Here is a 17,465-nt window from a genome sequence, read left to right as displayed (position 1 = left end):
AAGACCACCTCACCGCTGGTTCTGGCATTCTCTCGATGGGGCGGCTTCGTGATCCGTCGATTCTCTCCCGCGCCCAAAGCGGCGATTGCTCGCCGTACTCCAAAATCAGAAGGCCTCTGGCGTCTGCTAGGCGCCCACTCACACTTTCTGCAATTTCCACTTCCCCCTGCGGAAGAGCACCCAGCTCCACACCGCCAGCGCCGAGAACGACACCGGCACGGCGATGAATACCCCCGTCGGGCCGAAGCCCAGTGGCATCGACAGCAGCCATGCCAGCGGCACCTGTCCGAGCCACAGGCAGAACAAGTTCAGCCGCGTGGGCGTCCACGTGTCGCCCGCCCCGTTGAACGCGCCCTCCAGGCACATTCCCGCCGCGTAGAGCGGGAACGCCAGGCTCACCACCCACAGCGCGCGGGTACCGAAGGCGTGGACGTCCGGCTCGTGGGTGAAGAGCCCGACCAAGGGGCCGGAGAGCGCGATGAACAACAGCCCCACGATGCCGAGGAACAGCGTATTGTATTTCGTCGCCATCCGGATGGCCGCTTCCGCCCGGTCCGGTTTCTCCGCGCCGAGGTTCTGGCCGACGAGCGTCGCTCCGGCGTTGGAAAGTCCCATCGCAGGCATCAGCGCGAATATCACGATGCGGATCGCGATGGTGTAGCCCGCCAGCGCCGAGCTGCCGAACAGGGCGAGGATCTTGAACAGGCCCACCCAGCTGGTGGTGCTGATCAGGAGCTGGGCGATGCCGCTGCCCGCCTTGCTCATCAAGGTGGCCAGCACCTCGCGGTCCGGAAAGAAATGACGCGGTAGCACGCGGATCCGGCTGTGATGGCCGGTGAGGTGCCAGAGCTGGTAGATCACGCCGATGCCGCGGCCGATGTTCGTCGCCACCGCCGCGCCGGTGACACCCATTTCCGGGAACGGTCCCCAGCCGAAGATGAAGCACGGCCCGAGCACGATGTTCAGTCCGTTTGCCAGCCACAGCGTGCGCATCGCGATCACCGCGTCACCCGCGCCGCGGAAGATGGCGTTGATCAGGAAGATGAGGAACACCGTGGTGTTGCCGCCCAGCATCACGCGTGCGAAATCCGAGCCCATCGCCACGATGCCCTCGTCCGCACCCATCCCCCGCAGGATCTGTGGCGCGAACCAGCCGAGCACGATGCCGATGCCCGCGGAAATCCCGAGGCCCGCCAGCACGATCTGCCCGGCGGAGTGCGAGGCCTTGTCCGGATCGTTCTCGCCGATGCGGCGCGAGACGATGGCGGTGGCTGCGATCGAGATCCCGATCGCCACCGCGTAGATGAGCGTCATGATCGACTCGGTGAGGCCCACCACCGCCACCGCGTCCTTGCCGAGGTGGGACACCCAGAACACGTCCGAGATCGCGAACAGCGACTCCATCACCATCTCCAGCACCATTGGCACGGCGAGCAGCAGCACCGCCTTGCCGAGTGGCTCGGAGGTGTAGTCGTGGTGCTCGCCTTTCAGCGATTGGCCGACGCTCCGCCAGAAGGTGCCGGAGGTCTTGGGGGCGGAGGCTTCCTCCGGGGCGGGTGAATCGGACATGGAAACGGGGCGGCCCGCGGAGGCTTTCCGGTGGGGCGGGGGACTGATGGCACGGATTCCGCCGTTCCGCTAGAGCCTTGAGAGGATTTACGGAGCCGGGGTGTCGCGCGGCGTGCCGTCGGGTTTCACCACATCCTCCGCCGGGCGGAGTTCCCCGGCCCGGACGGTGGTGAAGGCGATGCGCGAGTAGCGGTCGGTTTCGTAAGCAATGGCGATCGCTCCGTCCGGCAACACCGCCAGATGGCTGTAGGCCGCGTCGCCCGGTTGGATCAGCTTCGCCAGCGGCCACGTTTGGCCGTCATCGCGCGAGCCCCGCAGGACGAGATCGCGACGACCGGAGCGGGAGGCGGGGTTGGAGAACAGGATCAGGCCGGGTGTTCCAGCGCCGGGCCACGATTGGCGCAGGATCGATCCCATGCATTGCGGCTCCGGCAGGTGGGCGTCCCAATGGGTTTCCTCCCACGTTTCGCCGCCGTCCTTGGAGAGGGCGACCGCGCGGTCGCGTTGGCCCGAGCCGTGGTTCCGCATGTTCAGCAGGAGCTTGCCGTCCGCCAGTTCCACGACCTCGCACTCGTTGGTGTGGCGGGCGGCGAAGGTGCGGGAGGATTGCCAGGTTTTCCCGGAGTCGTCCGAATAAATCGTGTGGGCGTAATAGCCGGGTGCATCGCCTTCGGTCTCGCGGTGGTTGGCCCCGATCACCATGCGGCCCTTGTGGCTGCCGCGCGCGAGCACGATGCCCGCGCCCGGTCCGGAGGCGAACCATCCCCAGCCGGGTTGTTTGACCTGGGGGCTGATGTCCTCGGGCTTCGACCACGTCACGCCGTCGTCGTCGCTTTGGGCCAGATAGACCCGCCGCGAGTCCTCTCCGAATCCGGCTTTGATCTGGTTCTCGGGCACCTTGTTCCACACCGCTACCACGGTGATGCGGCCGGTGGCCGGGTCCACCACCGGGCACGCGTTGCCGATGGTGTTGCCGTCGAGATCGAGCGCCACGGTTTCCGCGGACCACGTCTTGCCGCCGTCGGTCGAGCGTTTCACCACCGTGTCGATGTCGCCGGTGTCGCCCGCGCTGTTTTTCCGGAGTTCGGCGAAGGCCAGCAGCGTGCCCTTGCGTGTCACCGCCAGCGAGGGAATCCGATAGGTGTGGTCCGGGGCGTGGCCGCTGCCCTTGAAGAGATCCACCGGCGGGGTGGCGGCGGCGAGGTGGCAGGAGAGAATGGTGATGAAAACGAGGGCGCGCATGCGGCGGGCGGATACGCGCGGCGGTCCGGAGGCCCTGTCGGAAAGTTGCTGGTCCGGAAAACCGACCGGTCGTGAAACGCAAAACGGCGGACCTCGCGGTCCGCCGTTCGGAAATCAGAAATGGAGGCCGATCACTTGTCGTCGCCGCCCTGTGCGGGCACTTCGATCGGCGGGGTCACCGCTTCGACCGGAGCGCCGCGGGGAGCGGCACCACCCGGCATGGACATGCCCGGCGGGAGCTGCATGCCTGGAGGCAGTTGCATTCCCTGCATGCCCTGCGGACCACCGGCCGGAGCGGCCTGTTTCTTGAAGCTGTCGCGGCCCTTGATGAGCGAGTCGAGGGCATACTCGCGCACCTCGAAGGTGCGGCCCTTGAACGACTGGTCCTTGGCCAGCTTTTCCTTCAGCTCGGTGAGGCGCTTGGCGAATGCCTCGTCCTTGGCCTTGGCGTCCTCCGGCTTCTCGTCGGCTTCCTTCTTGCGCTCGGTCGGCAGCGTGGCGGTCACGTCGACGGTCAGGAGGTAGCTGTCGGCGGAAGCGGCGGGTGCGTCCGGCTTGGCCTCGGCGGCCTTGGCCGGGGTGATCGTCAGCGTGTAGGTCGAGCCCTCGAAGGTCTCTACGGTGGCCACGCGCTTCTGGTCCGACTGCGCGCGCTTCTCGACATCGGCGGCGGGCACCACGTCGTCGAACTTTGCGAACGAGAACAGGGTCTTCAGGCCGGTGGTGGTGGTCGGGTCGAAGTTGTCCTCCGGCTTGGCGTTCTCCAGGTTGAAGTTCGCCTCCTCGTTGTCGCGGCTGACCTTCCACAGGATGTCGGCCTTGCCCGGGGCGGTCACGGCCACGCTCTTCGGCTTCTCGACCTTGAGGAACTCATCGGACAGCCAGGTCTTAGCATCGGACGACACCGCGCCGAACATCTCGCTGGTCTTGTAAACGGCGGACTTGTCGGCGGCGTTGAGGATGAAACGGCCGGTCGAGCCGCCGCCCATCGGATTCATCGGGTTGGCTTGGCCGCCGCCGATGCTCTTGCCGAGCGAGACCTTGGCGATCTCGGTGCCACCGGCGTTAGCGAAGGTCACCTCAAGGCCGCGGTCCTCGGACTTGGCGGCGGAGGGATCGATGCCGAAGCGGGAGGCGAAGGAGGTGGCACCTTCGATCGCGCCCACCACCTTCACGTCAGTGATGGTGCGGATCAGCTCGTTCACCGCCTGCGTGTTCGCCGGGTAGGCGTCACGCTCGGTGATGGTCCACTTGCCGTCCTTCTTCACGAGGTGGGCGGTGCCGTCGGTGCCGCTGATGGTGATCGCGGAAACGTCGGTGGCCGGGAACGATTCGAACAGGGTCTGGCCGGACTTGCGCGCGGCCGCGCCCTTGGCCGGCGCGTTCTGGCCGGACTTCACGACGTAGACGAGTCCGCCGAGCGCGGCGGCGATGACCCATAGCAGGATAACCAGGCGTTTTGACATGGTCTTGGGAGTTTCGATCTAAAAGAGGTGGATGGATCAGCGGGCGCGGGTGCGGCTGCGGTGGGTGATGAAGAGGCCGATGGTGAACAGGGCGACCAGGGCCGGCATGGCGAGCACGTTGAGGCGGAAGATGTTTCCGAACAGTGAGTCCTTCTGGCGCTTCAGGTCTTTCTCCAGCTTGCGGACCTCGCCGGACGCGGTGACCTGCTGCTCGCGCAGCTTCTTGATCTCGGCTTCCTGCTCCGGAGAGAGGTAGAGATCGCTGCCGCGGCTCTTCTGGCTCTGGAGGGCGGACAGCTTCTGCTGCGCCTCTTCCTTCTGCTTCTCGAACTTCGAGATCTCGGTGCCGATCGTCTTGTTGAAGTCGTCCTCCATCTTCTGGATGACGTCGAACGGGCGGCGGGTCGCCGAGCGGCTGCGGGCGCCGATCAGGTGGGACGAGCCGCCCGCTTGGTCGATGATGTTCATCAGCAGCGAGGAGTTGCCGTTGATCGGCGAAACCATCTGCATGCCGCCGAAGTTCTGCACCGAGTAGGCGAAGCGGTCGTAGAACGCGTCCACGTCGCCGATCAGGAAGACATGGCCTTCCGCGGTGGCTTCCTTGAGCGAGTCCGGCTTCTTCGGCTCATCCTTCTTCTCGCCATCGGCAGGCTTGGCGGCGTCGGCCGGGTTGCCGTTCGGGAAGGCGGTCTTGAACTTGCCATCGAGCGTCAGTGCGATGTCGTAGGCGACGCCCTTGCGCTCCATGGTGGTGTCCAGCTTCGGATCGAGCTGGGCTGCGCGCATGGCGTCGACCAGGCCGGCCTTGTCGGTGGTGCGGATCAGGCTGTTGATGCTGACGCCGCTGCCACCGGTCTTGGTGAAGCCGCCGGGCAGGAACAGCGTCACGCTGTCCAGGTTGCGGGTCACGACGTTGTCCTTCTGCATCGCGGCCTGCGGCAGGGTGAGGACCGCCGCGCTCTTGCGGTTCTGGGCCATCTGGGTGGCGTAGGTGCCATCGGCCACCACCTGGCTGGATTCGAAGTTCACGCCCCAGGCTTTGAGCAAGGTCGGAAGGGTGGAGGAGGTGGGAGCACCGCCGCCGCCCATCATCGGATTGCCGCCGCCGGTCATCTGCGCCGCCACCGAGAATGCGTCGAGGCAGGCCACCACCGTGCCGCCCTGGAGGACATACTGGTCCACGGCGAACTCGGCCTCGGGGGTGATGTTCGCTGGATGGAAAAGCAGCAGCACCTTGATCTCCTTCGGATCGATCACGCCCGGGGTCATGCCCAGGTTCTTGACGTCGTAGGATTGCTTGAGCTGCTGGTAGATCACCCAGCCCTGGGTCGGCTGCTGGCCGGGCATCATGGCGGGGGCTCCGTCCAGTTCGAGCGCGGAGATCACGCCCACCACCGGCTTCTTCGCCGTGCTCACCTCGGAGATCGCGCGGGAGAGCTGGTATTCCAGCATCGTCTCGTCGTTCGGATCGAGGAAGGGGATGGTGGTGGTTTTCTCCAGGCAGGAGATGGCCATGCCGAAGAACAGGTTCTCGTCATTGATGCGCTGGCCGCTCATGCCGTCGAGGTTCGCGGAATCCTCGGCGTCGGTGTCGGGCTGGGGATCGAGGTTCTCGACGCGCAGCTTGCCGCCGGCGAGGGTCGAGTATTCCTTCAGCAAGTCGTCCACGTGGCGCATGTGGAGCTTCAGATCCTCGGGCAGGTAGCCGGTCTTCCGGGACGCGTAGTAGCGGATCACGACGGGGGCATCGAGCTCCTTGAGGATCGCCTTGGTGCCGTCGGAGAGCGTGTGGATCTTGTTCTCGGTGAAGTCCGCGCCGCGGTGGCCGATCCCCAGCGAGGAGACGAGCACGTTGCCGAGCACGACGATCAGGATCAGCGGGATGATGCCGAGAACGGTCCGGAGCACCGGATGGGTGGTTTTGGCAGACATGGGTGGGAAAGGTGCGTGGTTCAGGTTCTGCTTTCCGGAGGGATCAGGCACGCTTCGAGGAAAGGACCGCGCTGGTGCCCAGCAGGCAGGTCACGATGATGGAGCCGAACCAGACGAAGTCCTGGATCCGGAACAGGCCGCGGGCCAGCGACATGAAGTGCTCCCACACGCCCGCCGAGGTCAGCGAGGAGACCAGCCACTGCGGCAGGCTCTGCGAGTAGATCTGCACCACCGATTCAAAGGTGGTCAGCACCAGCACGATGCAGATGCCGGCGGACACCACCAGGCAGATCACCTGGTCCCGCGTGAAGGCGGACACCAGCAGCGTGATCGCCAGAAAGGTCAGGCACAGCATGAAGGCCCCGAGGTAGCCGGAGAAGATCATCAGGTTGTCCGGATTCCCCAGGTAGTTCACCGTGATCCAGATCGGGAAGGTCAACGCCAGCGCCACCAGCCACACGACGGAGGCGGCCAGGAACTTGCCGACGATGATGTTCCAGGTGGAGATCGGGAAGGTGCCGAGCAGCTCGATGGTCCCGTTGCGCTGCTCGTCCGTCCACAGGCGCATGCCCACGGCGGGCACGAGGATCATGAGCAGCAGCGGCAGGTAGAGGAAGAACGAGTAGGTCAGCGAGGCGTCGCGTGCCGCCAGGAAGTTCCCGAACGTGAACGCCAGCAGCATCGAGAGGAAGATGAACACCACGATCACCACGTAGGCGATGGGGTGGGTGAAGTAGCTGACGATCTCCCGCTTGAAGATGGTCCAGATGTTTTTCATGGGGTGGGTGGGAAAAGTTAGAAGTTAGGGGTTATTGGTTAAAGGGGGTGGGTTGGGCTTATCCAATAACCTCTAACCCTTAACCTTTAACCTTTAACCAGTGGCCATCAGGCCGCCGCCTCCGTGTCGCGGCTGGTGACCTTGCGGAACAGGTCGTGCAGCGACCCTCCGCCCCGCTTGACGAGCTCGGCCGGGGTGCCGTCCGCCACGATGCGGCCGCGGTCCACGATCACCGCCCGCGAGCAGGCGGCCTCCACTTCCTCGAGGATGTGGGTGGAGAACAGGATTGTCTTGGTCTGGCCGAGGCGCTTGATGAGCTGGCGGATTTCGTACTTCTGGTTCGGATCGAGGCCGTCGGTCGGTTCGTCCAGGATCAGGATCTCGGGATCGTGGAGGAGGGACTGCGCCAAGCAGGTGCGGTGGCGGTAGCCCTTGGAAAGGGTCTCGATGCCCTGGTGGGCCACGGAGCCGAGGAAGCAGGTGTCGATCGCGCGCTCCACGGCCTCCTTCTTGGCCGCGCCGCCGAGCCCGCGGATGTCCGCGCAGAAGCGCAGGAAGCCGGACACGGTCATGTCATTGTAGAGCGGGGCGGACTCCGGCAGGTAGCCGACCTTCTTCTTCGCCTCGGACGGCTGGTCGACGATCGAGATGCCGCAGAGCTTGGCGTCCCCCGCGCTCGGCGGGATGAAACCGGTGATCATGCGCATGGTGGTCGATTTGCCGGCGCCGTTGGGCCCGAGGAAGCCCAGGACTTCGCCCTTCTTCACGGAGAAGGACAGGTTGTCGACGGCGGTCTTGCTGCCGAAGTGTTTGCTGAGGTTTTCGACTTCAATCATGGGAAGGAAAAATGGGTTGCCGGACCGGCGGTGGGTTCAGCGCCACCGGTTACGGGACGCGTTTGGATTTTTTCCGCCGGGCGTGAATTTCAAGCGAAATTCCGCATCAGATTTTTTGCACTGACCGCCGGAATGGGTTACCGTTAGATGCCCCCGAATGATCCAAGAGAAGCAAACCGAGATCCGGTTGGAGTTCGATACTCCCCAGTTCCTGCACTCGCTGTTCGCCGATGATCCGCGGAACCTGGCTTATCTGGAGGAAAAACTCGGTGTGCGGGCGGTGACCCGGGATGGCTGGGTGATGCTTTCAGGGACGAAGGACGCCGTCGAGCGCGCGAAGTCGGTTTTCCACGATCTTGAGGAGGCCCGGCGCAACGGTTCGGTCATTTCGCAGCGGGATTTCCATCTCTCCGTGGACGTCGCCACCGGTGGCGGGGACGTGAAGGTTGCCGATCTCGCCGAAGTCCGCCTGCTCGGCCTGCGGGGCCGCAAGCCGGTGGTGCCCCGGACCCCGCAACAGCTTGAATATCTGAAGGCGATCGAGAAAAACGACATCGTTTTCGGCCTCGGCCCGGCGGGCACGGGCAAGACCTACCTCGCCATGGCGATGGCCCTGACGATGCTGAAAAAGCGCCTGATCAACCGCGTGGTGCTCACCCGCCCGGCGGTGGAGGCCGGCGAGGCGCTCGGATTCCTGCCCGGCGACCTCAAGGAGAAGGTCGCCCCCTACCTGCGGCCGCTTTACGACGCCATGCATGACATGCTGCCGCCGGAGGAGGGTCAGCGCTACCTGGAGGACGGCACCATCGAGATCGCGCCGCTCGCCTTCATGCGCGGCCGCACGCTGGCCCGCGCCTTCGTGATCCTGGACGAAGCCCAGAACACCACCCGCGAGCAGATGTTCATGACCCTCACCCGCCTCGGCGAGGGTTCCCGGATGGTGGTCACCGGCGACGGTTCGCAGGTGGACCTCAAGCCGGGCCAGGCGTCCGGCTTGGTCGAAGCCGAGCGGGCGCTCCAGAACATCGAGGGCATCGGCTTCATCCGCTTTTCCAAGGCCGACATCGTCCGCCACCCGGTGGTCGCCCGCATCGTGGCGGCCTACGACAAGCACCGCGGCACCCAGAAGGGATAGTCCTTTTTCTCCCGCTGGGAGCCCCCGAATCCTGAGTGCCCCACTCCGGAATGGGCGGGCCCGGGTGGGATTTGCAGGTTGCCAAGGGGGGCGGAATGGGGTAGCTGTTCCTCCGCAGAAGGGCGCGGTTCTCGCGCCCTTCGCTGTCCCGAAACCGATCGAACGAACGTGGGATTTTTGGATGCGATCAAACGATGGCGGTTGGCCCGGCAGGGTCTTTCGTCCGGGAAAAAGCGGCGCGTGCATGCCGAGAGCGCCACAATGCAATCGCTGGAGCTCAGCGTGTGGGTGCGTTTCGCCCTCTACGCCACCTTTGCGGTCGGTACCGCCGTGCTGGTCCTGCGCTCGTCCCAGAACTCGGTGTTCACCCCGGACCCGATGAAAGGAACCCTCTGCGGGTTCGTGCTCGCCTTGGTCGCCGTCGCGATGTTCCACGTCGGCCGCGAGGCGTCCTGTCGCCGGAACAGCCGCGTGGTGCTGGTGCTCGGCGGGATGCTCGGCCATCTCGCCATCGTCCGGCTGGCCATCGTGCTGACCGAGAATGAATCGGTGCCGCCGATGTACCGGTTCCTGCTCATCCCCTTCGCGCTCGCGCCGATGCTGCACGGGGTGTTGCTCGGCCGCTCGGTGGGGGCCTTTTCAGCGGTTTACGTCAGCCTCGTTGGCGCGCTGTTCGTCCCTGCGGGGAATGTCATTCTCTTTCTTCTCACCAGTCTGGTTTGCGGGATCACGGCGGTTATCGCCACCACCCGCGTCTTGAAACGGGTGCAACTGCTCCGCGCCGGTTGCGCGGTGGGCCTGGTGGCGCTCCTGCTCGCCGTCATCTTCCGCCAGTTGGACCTTTTCGGGCCGGGGGACGTCCAGATGATGGACCAGCTCCAGACGTTCGGCCTCGGGGTCGCCGCGGCCTTCGCCACCGGCATCATGACCGCCTTGCTGGTCGGCGGCCTGCTTCCGGTGTTCGAGGGGATCTTCAGCCTCACCACCGGCATCAGTTGGCTGGAACTCAGCGACCTGAACCACAAGCTGCTCCGCCGCATGCAGCTCGAGGCCCCCGGCACCTTCCACCACAGCCTGGTGGTGGCTTCACTGGCGGAAGCCGCGGCCGAGAGCATCGGCGCGAATGCCCAGCTCTGCCGCGTTTGTTCCTACTTCCACGACGTGGGCAAGCTGAAGAAGCCCGAGTATTTCATCGAGAACCAGCACGACGGCGCGGAGAACCCGCACGACTCGCTCACGCCCACCATGAGCGCGCTGGTCATCATCGCCCACGTGAAGGACGGCGTGGACCTCGCGGTGAAGCACAAGCTCAACCCGCGGATCATCGATGTGATCCAGGAACACCACGGCGATTCGCTGGTCTACTACTTCTATCGGAAGGCCCAGGAGCAGAAGAAGGCGGAGCTCGAAAAGGTCGAAAAGGGCCTCGGCAACCGCGAGGACCTGCCCCACGTCGATGAAAAGAACTTCCGCTATCCCGGCCCGAAGCCGCGCACCGCGGAAAGCGGCATCATCTCGCTGGCGGATTCGGTCGAAAGCGCGTCCCGCACGCTGCGGAAGCCGACCCCCGCCAAGATCCGCGCGATGATCGATGACATCGTCCAGGCCCGCGTGCTCGATGGCCAGCTCGACGAGTGCATGATGTCCTGCCGGGAGCTGGCAAAGGTGAAGGAAAGTTTCGCCAATACCCTCCGGTCCATGCTACACAGCCGGATCGACTACCCGGACGACAAGGGAGACAAGGCCACTTCGGGTGGCACCGCCTCCTCCCGTCGCGCCGATACCCAGCGCCTTTCTTCCCAGCCGCTCGACCGTGACGCCACCCGTGGCGGGCGCTCGTTCCGGACCGATGAGGCGGCCTGATCGCACCACCACCGCCCACCGATCATCCCCATGAGTCTCGAAGTCATCGTCGGCAACCATCAGGAAGAAGTCCCGGTTCCGGAAGGTTGGCTCACCGCGCTGGAGGATGCCGCCGGGGATGCCGCTCGCCTCGCGCTCGCCCGTGCCGCGCACGACGAATCGCCGCTTTCGCTGCTCGCCACCATCGAGGTCGCCTTGGTCGATGACATCACCAGCGACCGGGTCCACCGCGATTTCATGGACATCGAGGGGCCAACGGATGTGATCACCTTCCATCACGGCGAAATCGTGATCGGTACCGAGGTCGCGCTGCGGCAGGCGGCCGAGTATGATGAGCCCGTGGGCCGCGAGTTGCTCCGCTACCTCGTCCACGGCTTGCTCCATCTCGCCGGCCACGAGGATGCCGATCCGATCGACCGCGATCAGATGGAAACGGCCCAGGAGGCGATCGTCGCCGAGCTTTGGGCCGGTGGTCTGGATGGACGGCTGCGCTGAGCGGGCAAGTTTTGTTAGGGTGGGACTGGTTTGCCCGGAGGACCGGAGGAAATCATGAAGGGCGGCTTTCCGGCCGGTGGTATGGGTCCAGACGTGGTGCCACGGGAGCGTTTCCAGCTCTCCGGCCCCTCAACCCAAAGCCCGCCCGCCCATGGCCCCTGCATTTCAAAAACCCGCCCTTGTCGTTCTGCCGTTCCTGTTCGCCGCCGTCGCCACGGCCCAGGAAACCCGTCTGCCCGCCCTGCCTTCCGGTGCCAAGCTGGTCCTTGAGGAGGACTGGAGCAGCGGCCGGATCGAAACCAACCGCTGGTACATCCCGCGGAAGAAGTGGGGCCAGGGCAACAGCGGCGTCTCGCCGGAGAACGTCCGCATCGCCAAGGACAAGGTTGCGGGGAAGGACAAGTCCGTCCTCGTGTGCCAGGCGAACGGCGACCTCTACGACGGCCCGGTGAAGGGCTACGAGGGCGTGGGCACGCGCGTGGGCGGGATCGTGGTGACGCGCGGCTTCTTCGCCTCCGGCCGCTACGAGGTGGTGATGAAAATCGGCGGTACCGCGAAACAGGACGGTGGTCCCGAGGATCCGATGCGGCCGAAGGGCGCGGTGCCCGCGGTATGGACCTATGGCTACCGTTACGTCTCGGTGCCGAAGGAAGGGATGGATGCCTTCCATGCCGCCGAACCGCTCTATAACCCGAACATGAAGGCCTACGGCGAGGGCGCGAACGAATACTGGTCCGAGCTGGACTTCCCGGAGTTCGGCAAGGCCGGGGACTTCGACAAGGCGCTTTACAACACCTTCCTCCAGAACAAACACCAGCCGCGCACCTTCGATGTGAAGCCGATGATCGACGGCCAGTATCACACGCTCACCACCGAGTGGCGGACGAAGCTGGTGCCGATCGAAGGCGTGACCGACGCGCAGGTGAAGGAGAAGGACGGGTTCCACTGGGTCCAGGACCGGGCCGTGCCCTTCAGCCAGTATTTCGGCAATCCGCTCAAGCGGCTCGGCAAGGACCGCTACGCGGTGTGCGCCGGGGATTGTGCCGAGCATTATCTCGACGGCAAGAAGGTCGCGGAGAACAAGGTCTTCGTGCCCTCGATGGCCGCCCAGTTGAACCTCGGCGTGTGGCTTCCCGGCTGGGGCGGTTCCGCGCCGTGGAAGCAATCCACCGTTTCCTTCTCCTCGGTGAAGATCTGGCAATACGGCGATGAAGGCGATGTCCGCGGCGTGATCACCGCCAACATCGACGACAACTACGCCGCCGACGGCAAGCCGGTGAAAAAGTAACCGGCGCTCCCTCCCGGCCACCACGCACGCGACCATGAAAACCCTTCGCCTGCTGTCGTCGTGGATCGTTCTCCTGGCCGCCGTTTCTCCGGCGTCGGCCGGGATGATCTCCCGCTATGGCTTCGATGATGCCGCCAATCCCGGCGCGAACAGCGGCTCGGCCGCCATCGGCTGGAGTGCGTTCAGCGGGGTCACCCGCAGCGCGACCCACAAGTTCGGGGGCGGCTCCGGCAGCTTCGTGCGCGGCACCTCGCAGGCGGTGACCGGTTCGCTGTCGGGCACCGCGGCGAGGACGAACCGCTTCACGCTATCGATGCACGTCTACGCCAACATGGGCAGCTCGACGCTCGACAGTTGGCCGGACTTCGTGTCGATCGGGAATCCGTCGGGCTACGCGCGGTTCGTGATCGAGGCCACCGGCCCCGGCGGCGGGATCGCGCTCTACAAGTTCAGCTCGGCCACCGCCACCGATGGCTATGCGCTGGGCACGATCACCAGCAACGCGTGGCATCACCTCGGAATCGTGGCGGATGGGGTCAGCGTGACGCTCTACGTGGATGGCGTCGCCAGCGGCAGCCCCATTCCCCACACCGCGTCGGAGGCCATTTCCGCGGTGACGTTGGCCTCGCGCTACGGTTCCACCTCGCGCGGTATCACCACCTTGCTCGATGACGTGGCATTCTTCGATGAGGCGCTCGATGCAAAGCAGATGGCCTGGCTGGCATGGAATCCGGGGCAGGCCGAGGTGCCGCGCTATACCAGCTACGCCGATTGGGCGCTCCAGATCCCCTACGCCTCCCGCCGGGGTGGCTGGGTGGATCAGGATGGCGACGGGGCCACCAACCTCGCGGAGTATTTTTTCGGAACCTCTCCGGTGGCGGCGGGCGGGATGTCCTCCGCCGCCGCTGGTGCTTCCGCCGGGGGGATGGTGGTCCGCTGGCTCCAGTTGGAGTCCGGGGCGGGCTATCAATTGGAACGCAGCAGCGCGCTCCAGGGGGATTGGACGCCGGTGGGTGATGTGACGCCTTCACGGGATTTGGAAACGTCCGCGCCGCTCGGTTACCTCGCGATGAAGGCGGAGGTGCCGTTGGATACGGGGCGCGGGTTCTTCCGGGTGCGGGCTTCGGCTGTGGCCGCGCCGGGGGCACCGGTGGCCAGCGAGGTGCCAGATCTCCCTTCCACCGCGGAGGCGGTGATGATGGAGGATTGGAGCAGCGGTGGAGTCGATGCCGGGCGCTGGTACATCCCGCGGAAAATGTGGGGGCAGGGGAATAATGGTGTCACGCCCGCCAACGTCCGCGTGGAGGACGATAGCGTGTGGGGCGCGAACCGCCCGGTGCTGGTCTGCCAGGCCAACGGCGATCTCTATGACGGCGCGGTGACCGGCTATGGCGGCGCGAAGTCGCGCGTCGGCGGCATGGTCGTGACCCGTGCGTTCCATGCCTCGGGCCGCTACGAGGTGGACATGAAGATCGGCGGCACCGCGGCCCTCGCCGGTGGTCCGGCCGATCCGATGCGTCCTGCCGGGGCGATCCCCGCGGTGTGGGTCTACGGCTACCGCTACGTGGCCGTCAGTTCGAACGTCGATTCATTCCATCCGGAGACGCCGCTCTACAACCCGCTGATGAAGGTCTACGGCACGGCCAACGAATACTGGTCGGAGATCGATTTTCCGGAGTTCGGCCAAGCGGGGAACTTCGACAACGGGCTCTACAACACCTTCCTCCAGACCAAGAATCAAACGCGGACGTTCAGCGTCACGCCGATGATCGATGGCCAGTATCACACGCTGACCACCGACTGGCACACCACGCTGGTGCCCATCGCGGGAGTGACCGATGCCCAGGTGATCGAGTCCGGTGGCTTTTACTGGGTCCAGGACAAGGCCATCGGCTTCAATTCCTACTACGGCAATCCGCTGAAACGCCTCGGGCCGAACAGCTACGCCGTCTACATGGGCAGCCGCGCCGACCACTACCTGGATGGCAAGAAGGTCGCGGAAAACCTGCTCTACGTCCCGTCGATGGCCGCGCAGCTCACGCTCGGCGTCTGGCTGCCCGGCTGGGGTGGGGCGGCAACGTGGAAACAAAGCACGGTGTCATTCTCCGGAGTCCGCATCTGGCAATTCCACGACCCGGGGGATGTCCGCGGCGTGATCACCGCCAACATCACGAACAACTACTAGGCTAGCGCGCTGCGCGTTCATTTGTAGCCGCGCCCGGGAGAGCGTGGGTGGGGTGGATTTCCCATCATCGTTGGATGTCCGGTTCTTCAGTTCACTTGCCGCGTTTCTGAGCCCGGAGGGCGACGTATCCTAGCCGGTGGCGCAAGCCACCGGACCGAGCGCGGAGCGCATCCAAGTCCCGCCAGGGACGACGCAGCTTGCGCTCTCTCGGTCGATCAGTCATTCCAACGGTTTGGATGGATTTGGAACTCTTCGAACGTTGGGCGCGGATATCGATCGGGATCGTCGTCCGGCCGTCGTTTGCGTCGCCCCTGCCCGGGGCTTGGAATTCATGGCCGTCTGATACCGGTGGCTTGCGCCACCGGCTAGGATACGTCGCCCTCCGGGCTCAGAGAGGTCGGATGCGAACCGGGGACTGGGCTTGCATGGGGATGGGAGTTTCCCTCCAGCCCGCGCTCTCCCGAGCGCGGCTACGTTTCGGTTCAGAGCCTCAGAACTCGGGGCTCACTCCTCTTCGTCGCCGGTGTCCTCGTCGTCCGGGGTGTCGTCGGAAACCGTTTCGCCATCTTCCGGCGCGGCTTCGGCGGGAGTTTCCTCTGCCTCTGCCTCTGGAGCGGGTGCTTCTCCGGTTGGTTCCGTGGTGGATTCCTCCGTGGCAGCCATCTCGGCTTCCGGTGTGGGAACGCGTCCGCCGTTTTCCAGCAGCAGGATGATTTCCTCCTGAACCTGATCCACCTGCGACAGCGGGATGTTCGGGTCCTTGATGATGTAGACGTCGCCGTTCTTGCGGTGCTCGTACACCCGCAGGATGCCGGTGGGCAGGCGCTGGGTGTCGGTCTCGCGGAGCAGCTTCTGGCGCTCCAGCATCACTGCCAGAATGTAGCGGACGTTCTCGGTGTGGTCCTCGTCCTCGTCCACCAGACGACGCAGGAGTTCCTCCGGGTTCTCCTTGTGCATCACCGGGGTTTTATCCTCGGAGACCGGGGCGTGGTAGACGGCCTTCCAGAAGGAGAACGGCTTCTCGTCGTCCTCGCCGCGGGTTTTCCAGGCATCCACGTTGAAGTCCTTGCGGACGTAGCCGCTGGACTCGGGATCGGGGAACAGGGCGGTCACGATCGGCTCGCCGTCGGTGAACGGTTGGCCGCTCGCGGCGCATTCGCGGGAGCGGGAACGGAGATGCCAGGATTCGGCGAGGGCCATGGGACAGGAAAAACGCTGGGAGCCGCGGAGTGAATTCCGAAATGCAACCGCCGGCTCAATTGCCGCCGGGGAACAGCTTCAGGATGGACTGGTAGATCGGACGGCCCGTCATGCGGCGGTGGAACAGATACATGCCGAGCAGCGCGAAGGCGGCGTTCGGCAGCCAGGCGGCCGCGGCCGGGGAAATGATCGAGGCCTCGCCGAAGCTCAGGCTCATGGTGGTGAAGAACAGCAGCGCGCCGGACAGCGCGACCGCCATCGCTACCCCGCCGGTGGAGCCGCGGCGAGAGAAATGGATGCCCAGCGGGGCGGCCAGCAGCACCGTGACCAGGCAGATCACGGGTTGGGCCCAGCGATAGTGCCACTGCGTCAGGTAAGGGGCGGGGTTCAGGGTCACCTCGTTGCCGCTGTTTGCCTTCAGCCAACTGTTGAGGTCCGGGATGCCGAGGAACGGCGGGGACAGGCCCGGCTTGATGAGCTGCCAGGGTGTTTCGCTCCATCCCTGCTTCACCACCGTTTCCGGCTCGGAGTTGAACATCGGATAGAGACCCGGGGTGAACTCGCCGGTGATGGCGTTCTCAAAGGTCCAGGAGCGGTCGGCCGGGTTCCAGATCGCCTTCGAGGCGGCGAGGCGGGTTTCCAGGGTCTTGTCGTCGCGGGTGGTGGTGACCTCGACGTTCAGCAGCGGCTCGCCCTTCTCGTAGTTCTTCGGGAAGGTGCCGACCATCCACAGCCGGTGCTTGCCCGGATTCCGGTAGAGCACGTTGCTGGCCTTGATCTCGACGCCGGCACCGCCCTTGATCGCCGCGGCCTTGGCGGTTTCGAGGATTTCGTCGCCGGTGCCTTCCGCGATCGGGGCCCAGTGGTAGTTCAGGGCCATGCACAGCGCTGTGGCCACCAGGCCGGATAGGATCAGCGGGCCGACGATCCGCGGCAGGCTGCGCCCGGTCTGGATCATCGCCACGATCTCGCGGCTCTTCGAGAGCTTGCCGAGGCAGAAGAGCAGCGAAAGCAGCAGGGCGTAGGGCAGCAGCTCGCGGATGATGAAGGGCAGGCGGGTGCCGTAGAAGACCCCGAGCGTGTGGAGGAGGTGCTTGCCGCCACGGAAGTCACTGAGATTGTTCTGCAGGTCCTGGAGCAGCCAGATGGTGAGCAGCGAGAGGAAACAGATCGCGAAGATGCCCGCGAACTGGCGGGTCATGTAGCGGGCCAGCGTGCCCGCGAACGCGTAGAGCAGGCCGCAGGCGGCCGGGAGGAAGCACAGCGCGCTGAGGATGTAGGGCCGGGCGGCGTGCGCGGTCTGGTCGGAATCCGGGAAGCCCGCGAGCTGGTCGGCCACGGCGAGCCTTTCCGCCGGCACCAGCCAACTGAAAAGGCCGATGCCCAGCAGGGCGAGCAGCAGGGGCACCAATAGGCGCCGCAGGGTGTCACGGGAAACAGGCATGGTGCTCGGTGGGCGGGAGATTGGGGCGGGGC

The 17,465-nt window shown here is 65.3% G+C and carries 13 protein-coding genes; 5 read left to right on the top strand and 8 right to left on the bottom strand.

All coding sequences use genetic code 11. From position 1 onward, the window contains the following. Positions 1–138: 138 nt before the first annotated feature. The 6 genes from llg_RS01485 to llg_RS01460 form a co-directional block, all read right to left on the bottom strand. A complete protein-coding gene (locus llg_RS01485) occupies positions 139–1,569 on the bottom strand; it encodes an MATE family efflux transporter (protein WP_338287746.1) in 1,431 nt (476 codons plus the stop codon). Positions 1,570–1,656: 87 nt separating this feature from the next. Continuing rightward, a complete protein-coding gene (locus tag llg_RS01480; protein ID WP_338287745.1) occupies positions 1,657–2,811 on the bottom strand; it encodes a sialidase family protein in 1,155 nt (384 codons plus the stop codon). Between the two features lie 131 nt (positions 2,812–2,942). Beyond that, on the bottom strand, positions 2,943–4,277 hold the full coding sequence (locus tag llg_RS01475) for a DUF4340 domain-containing protein (protein ID WP_338287744.1): 1,335 nt from the start codon (positions 4,275–4,277) through the stop codon (positions 2,943–2,945). A gap of 36 nt (positions 4,278–4,313) precedes the next feature. Further along, positions 4,314–6,209, bottom strand: coding sequence for a Gldg family protein (locus tag llg_RS01470; protein ID WP_338287743.1), 1,896 nt, complete (start codon positions 6,207–6,209; stop codon positions 4,314–4,316). A gap of 43 nt (positions 6,210–6,252) precedes the next feature. Next, positions 6,253–6,987 carry an ABC transporter permease gene (locus llg_RS01465; protein WP_338287741.1) on the bottom strand — a complete coding sequence of 245 codons (735 nt, stop codon included), beginning with the start codon at positions 6,985–6,987 and terminating at the stop codon, positions 6,253–6,255. 107 nt (positions 6,988–7,094) lie between these two features. Next, positions 7,095–7,823, bottom strand: coding sequence for an ATP-binding cassette domain-containing protein (locus llg_RS01460; RefSeq protein WP_338287739.1), 729 nt, complete (start codon positions 7,821–7,823; stop codon positions 7,095–7,097). A 157-nt stretch (positions 7,824–7,980) separates the two neighbouring features. Between llg_RS01460 and llg_RS01455 the strand changes: the two genes are divergently transcribed. The 5 genes from llg_RS01455 (at position 7,981) to llg_RS01435 (ending at position 14,789) form a co-directional block, all read left to right on the top strand. Then, positions 7,981–8,958: a PhoH family protein gene (locus tag llg_RS01455; RefSeq protein ID WP_338287738.1), complete on the top strand. Its 978-nt coding sequence runs from the start codon at positions 7,981–7,983 to the stop codon at positions 8,956–8,958. 261 nt (positions 8,959–9,219) lie between these two features. Continuing rightward, positions 9,220–10,821 (top strand): HDIG domain-containing metalloprotein, encoded by a 1,602-nt coding sequence (locus tag llg_RS01450; protein ID WP_338287737.1) that lies wholly within the window; start codon positions 9,220–9,222, stop codon positions 10,819–10,821. A 30-nt stretch (positions 10,822–10,851) separates the two neighbouring features. Then, positions 10,852–11,316, top strand: coding sequence for an rRNA maturation RNase YbeY (gene ybeY / locus llg_RS01445; protein ID WP_338287736.1), 465 nt, complete (start codon positions 10,852–10,854; stop codon positions 11,314–11,316). Positions 11,317–11,467: 151 nt separating this feature from the next. Continuing rightward, complete coding sequence (locus llg_RS01440; RefSeq protein ID WP_338287735.1) at positions 11,468–12,604, top strand: glycoside hydrolase family 16 protein; 1,137 nt, start codon at positions 11,468–11,470, stop codon at positions 12,602–12,604. 34 nt (positions 12,605–12,638) lie between these two features. Beyond that, positions 12,639–14,789 (top strand): LamG-like jellyroll fold domain-containing protein, encoded by a 2,151-nt coding sequence (locus llg_RS01435; protein WP_338287734.1) that lies wholly within the window; start codon positions 12,639–12,641, stop codon positions 14,787–14,789. Positions 14,790–15,293: 504 nt separating this feature from the next. On the opposite strand, the gene llg_RS01430 is transcribed toward llg_RS01435, so the two are convergent. Further along, positions 15,294–15,989 carry a hypothetical protein gene (locus tag llg_RS01430; RefSeq protein ID WP_338287733.1) on the bottom strand — a complete coding sequence of 232 codons (696 nt, stop codon included), beginning with the start codon at positions 15,987–15,989 and terminating at the stop codon, positions 15,294–15,296. Positions 15,990–16,044: 55 nt separating this feature from the next. After that, the gene (locus llg_RS01425; RefSeq protein ID WP_338287732.1) at positions 16,045–17,433 is read right to left on the bottom strand and encodes an LptF/LptG family permease; all 1,389 of its coding nucleotides are present in this window, start codon (positions 17,431–17,433) and stop codon (positions 16,045–16,047) included. Between the last annotated feature and the right edge of the window lie 32 nt (positions 17,434–17,465).

This window comes from Luteolibacter sp. LG18 (assembly GCF_036322585.1).
Classification (GTDB): Bacteria; Verrucomicrobiota; Verrucomicrobiia; order Verrucomicrobiales; family Akkermansiaceae; genus Luteolibacter.
Note: the sequence above shows the minus strand (reverse complement) of the source record. Positions and strands in the feature narration are given on the sequence as shown.

Excerpts from the sequence above, each read along its gene's own strand:
- llg_RS01455 (WP_338287738.1), top strand. The coding sequence starts at position 7,981 with ATGATCCAAGAGAAGCAAACCGAGATCCGGTTGGAGTTCGATACTCCC.
- llg_RS01425 (WP_338287732.1), bottom strand. The coding sequence starts at position 17,433 with ATGCCTGTTTCCCGTGACACCCTGCGGCGCCTATTGGTGCCCCTGCTG.
- llg_RS01480 (WP_338287745.1), bottom strand. The coding sequence starts at position 2,811 with ATGCGCGCCCTCGTTTTCATCACCATTCTCTCCTGCCACCTCGCCGCC.
- llg_RS01450 (WP_338287737.1), top strand. The coding sequence starts at position 9,220 with ATGCAATCGCTGGAGCTCAGCGTGTGGGTGCGTTTCGCCCTCTACGCC.
- llg_RS01485 (WP_338287746.1), bottom strand. The coding sequence starts at position 1,569 with ATGTCCGATTCACCCGCCCCGGAGGAAGCCTCCGCCCCCAAGACCTCC.
- llg_RS01465 (WP_338287741.1), bottom strand. The coding sequence starts at position 6,987 with ATGAAAAACATCTGGACCATCTTCAAGCGGGAGATCGTCAGCTACTTC.
- llg_RS01440 (WP_338287735.1), top strand. The coding sequence starts at position 11,468 with ATGGCCCCTGCATTTCAAAAACCCGCCCTTGTCGTTCTGCCGTTCCTG.
- ybeY (WP_338287736.1), top strand. The coding sequence starts at position 10,852 with ATGAGTCTCGAAGTCATCGTCGGCAACCATCAGGAAGAAGTCCCGGTT.
- llg_RS01435 (WP_338287734.1), top strand. The coding sequence starts at position 12,639 with ATGAAAACCCTTCGCCTGCTGTCGTCGTGGATCGTTCTCCTGGCCGCC.
- llg_RS01460 (WP_338287739.1), bottom strand. The coding sequence starts at position 7,823 with ATGATTGAAGTCGAAAACCTCAGCAAACACTTCGGCAGCAAGACCGCC.
- llg_RS01475 (WP_338287744.1), bottom strand. The coding sequence starts at position 4,277 with ATGTCAAAACGCCTGGTTATCCTGCTATGGGTCATCGCCGCCGCGCTC.
- llg_RS01470 (WP_338287743.1), bottom strand. The coding sequence starts at position 6,209 with ATGTCTGCCAAAACCACCCATCCGGTGCTCCGGACCGTTCTCGGCATC.
- llg_RS01430 (WP_338287733.1), bottom strand. The coding sequence starts at position 15,989 with ATGGCCCTCGCCGAATCCTGGCATCTCCGTTCCCGCTCCCGCGAATGC.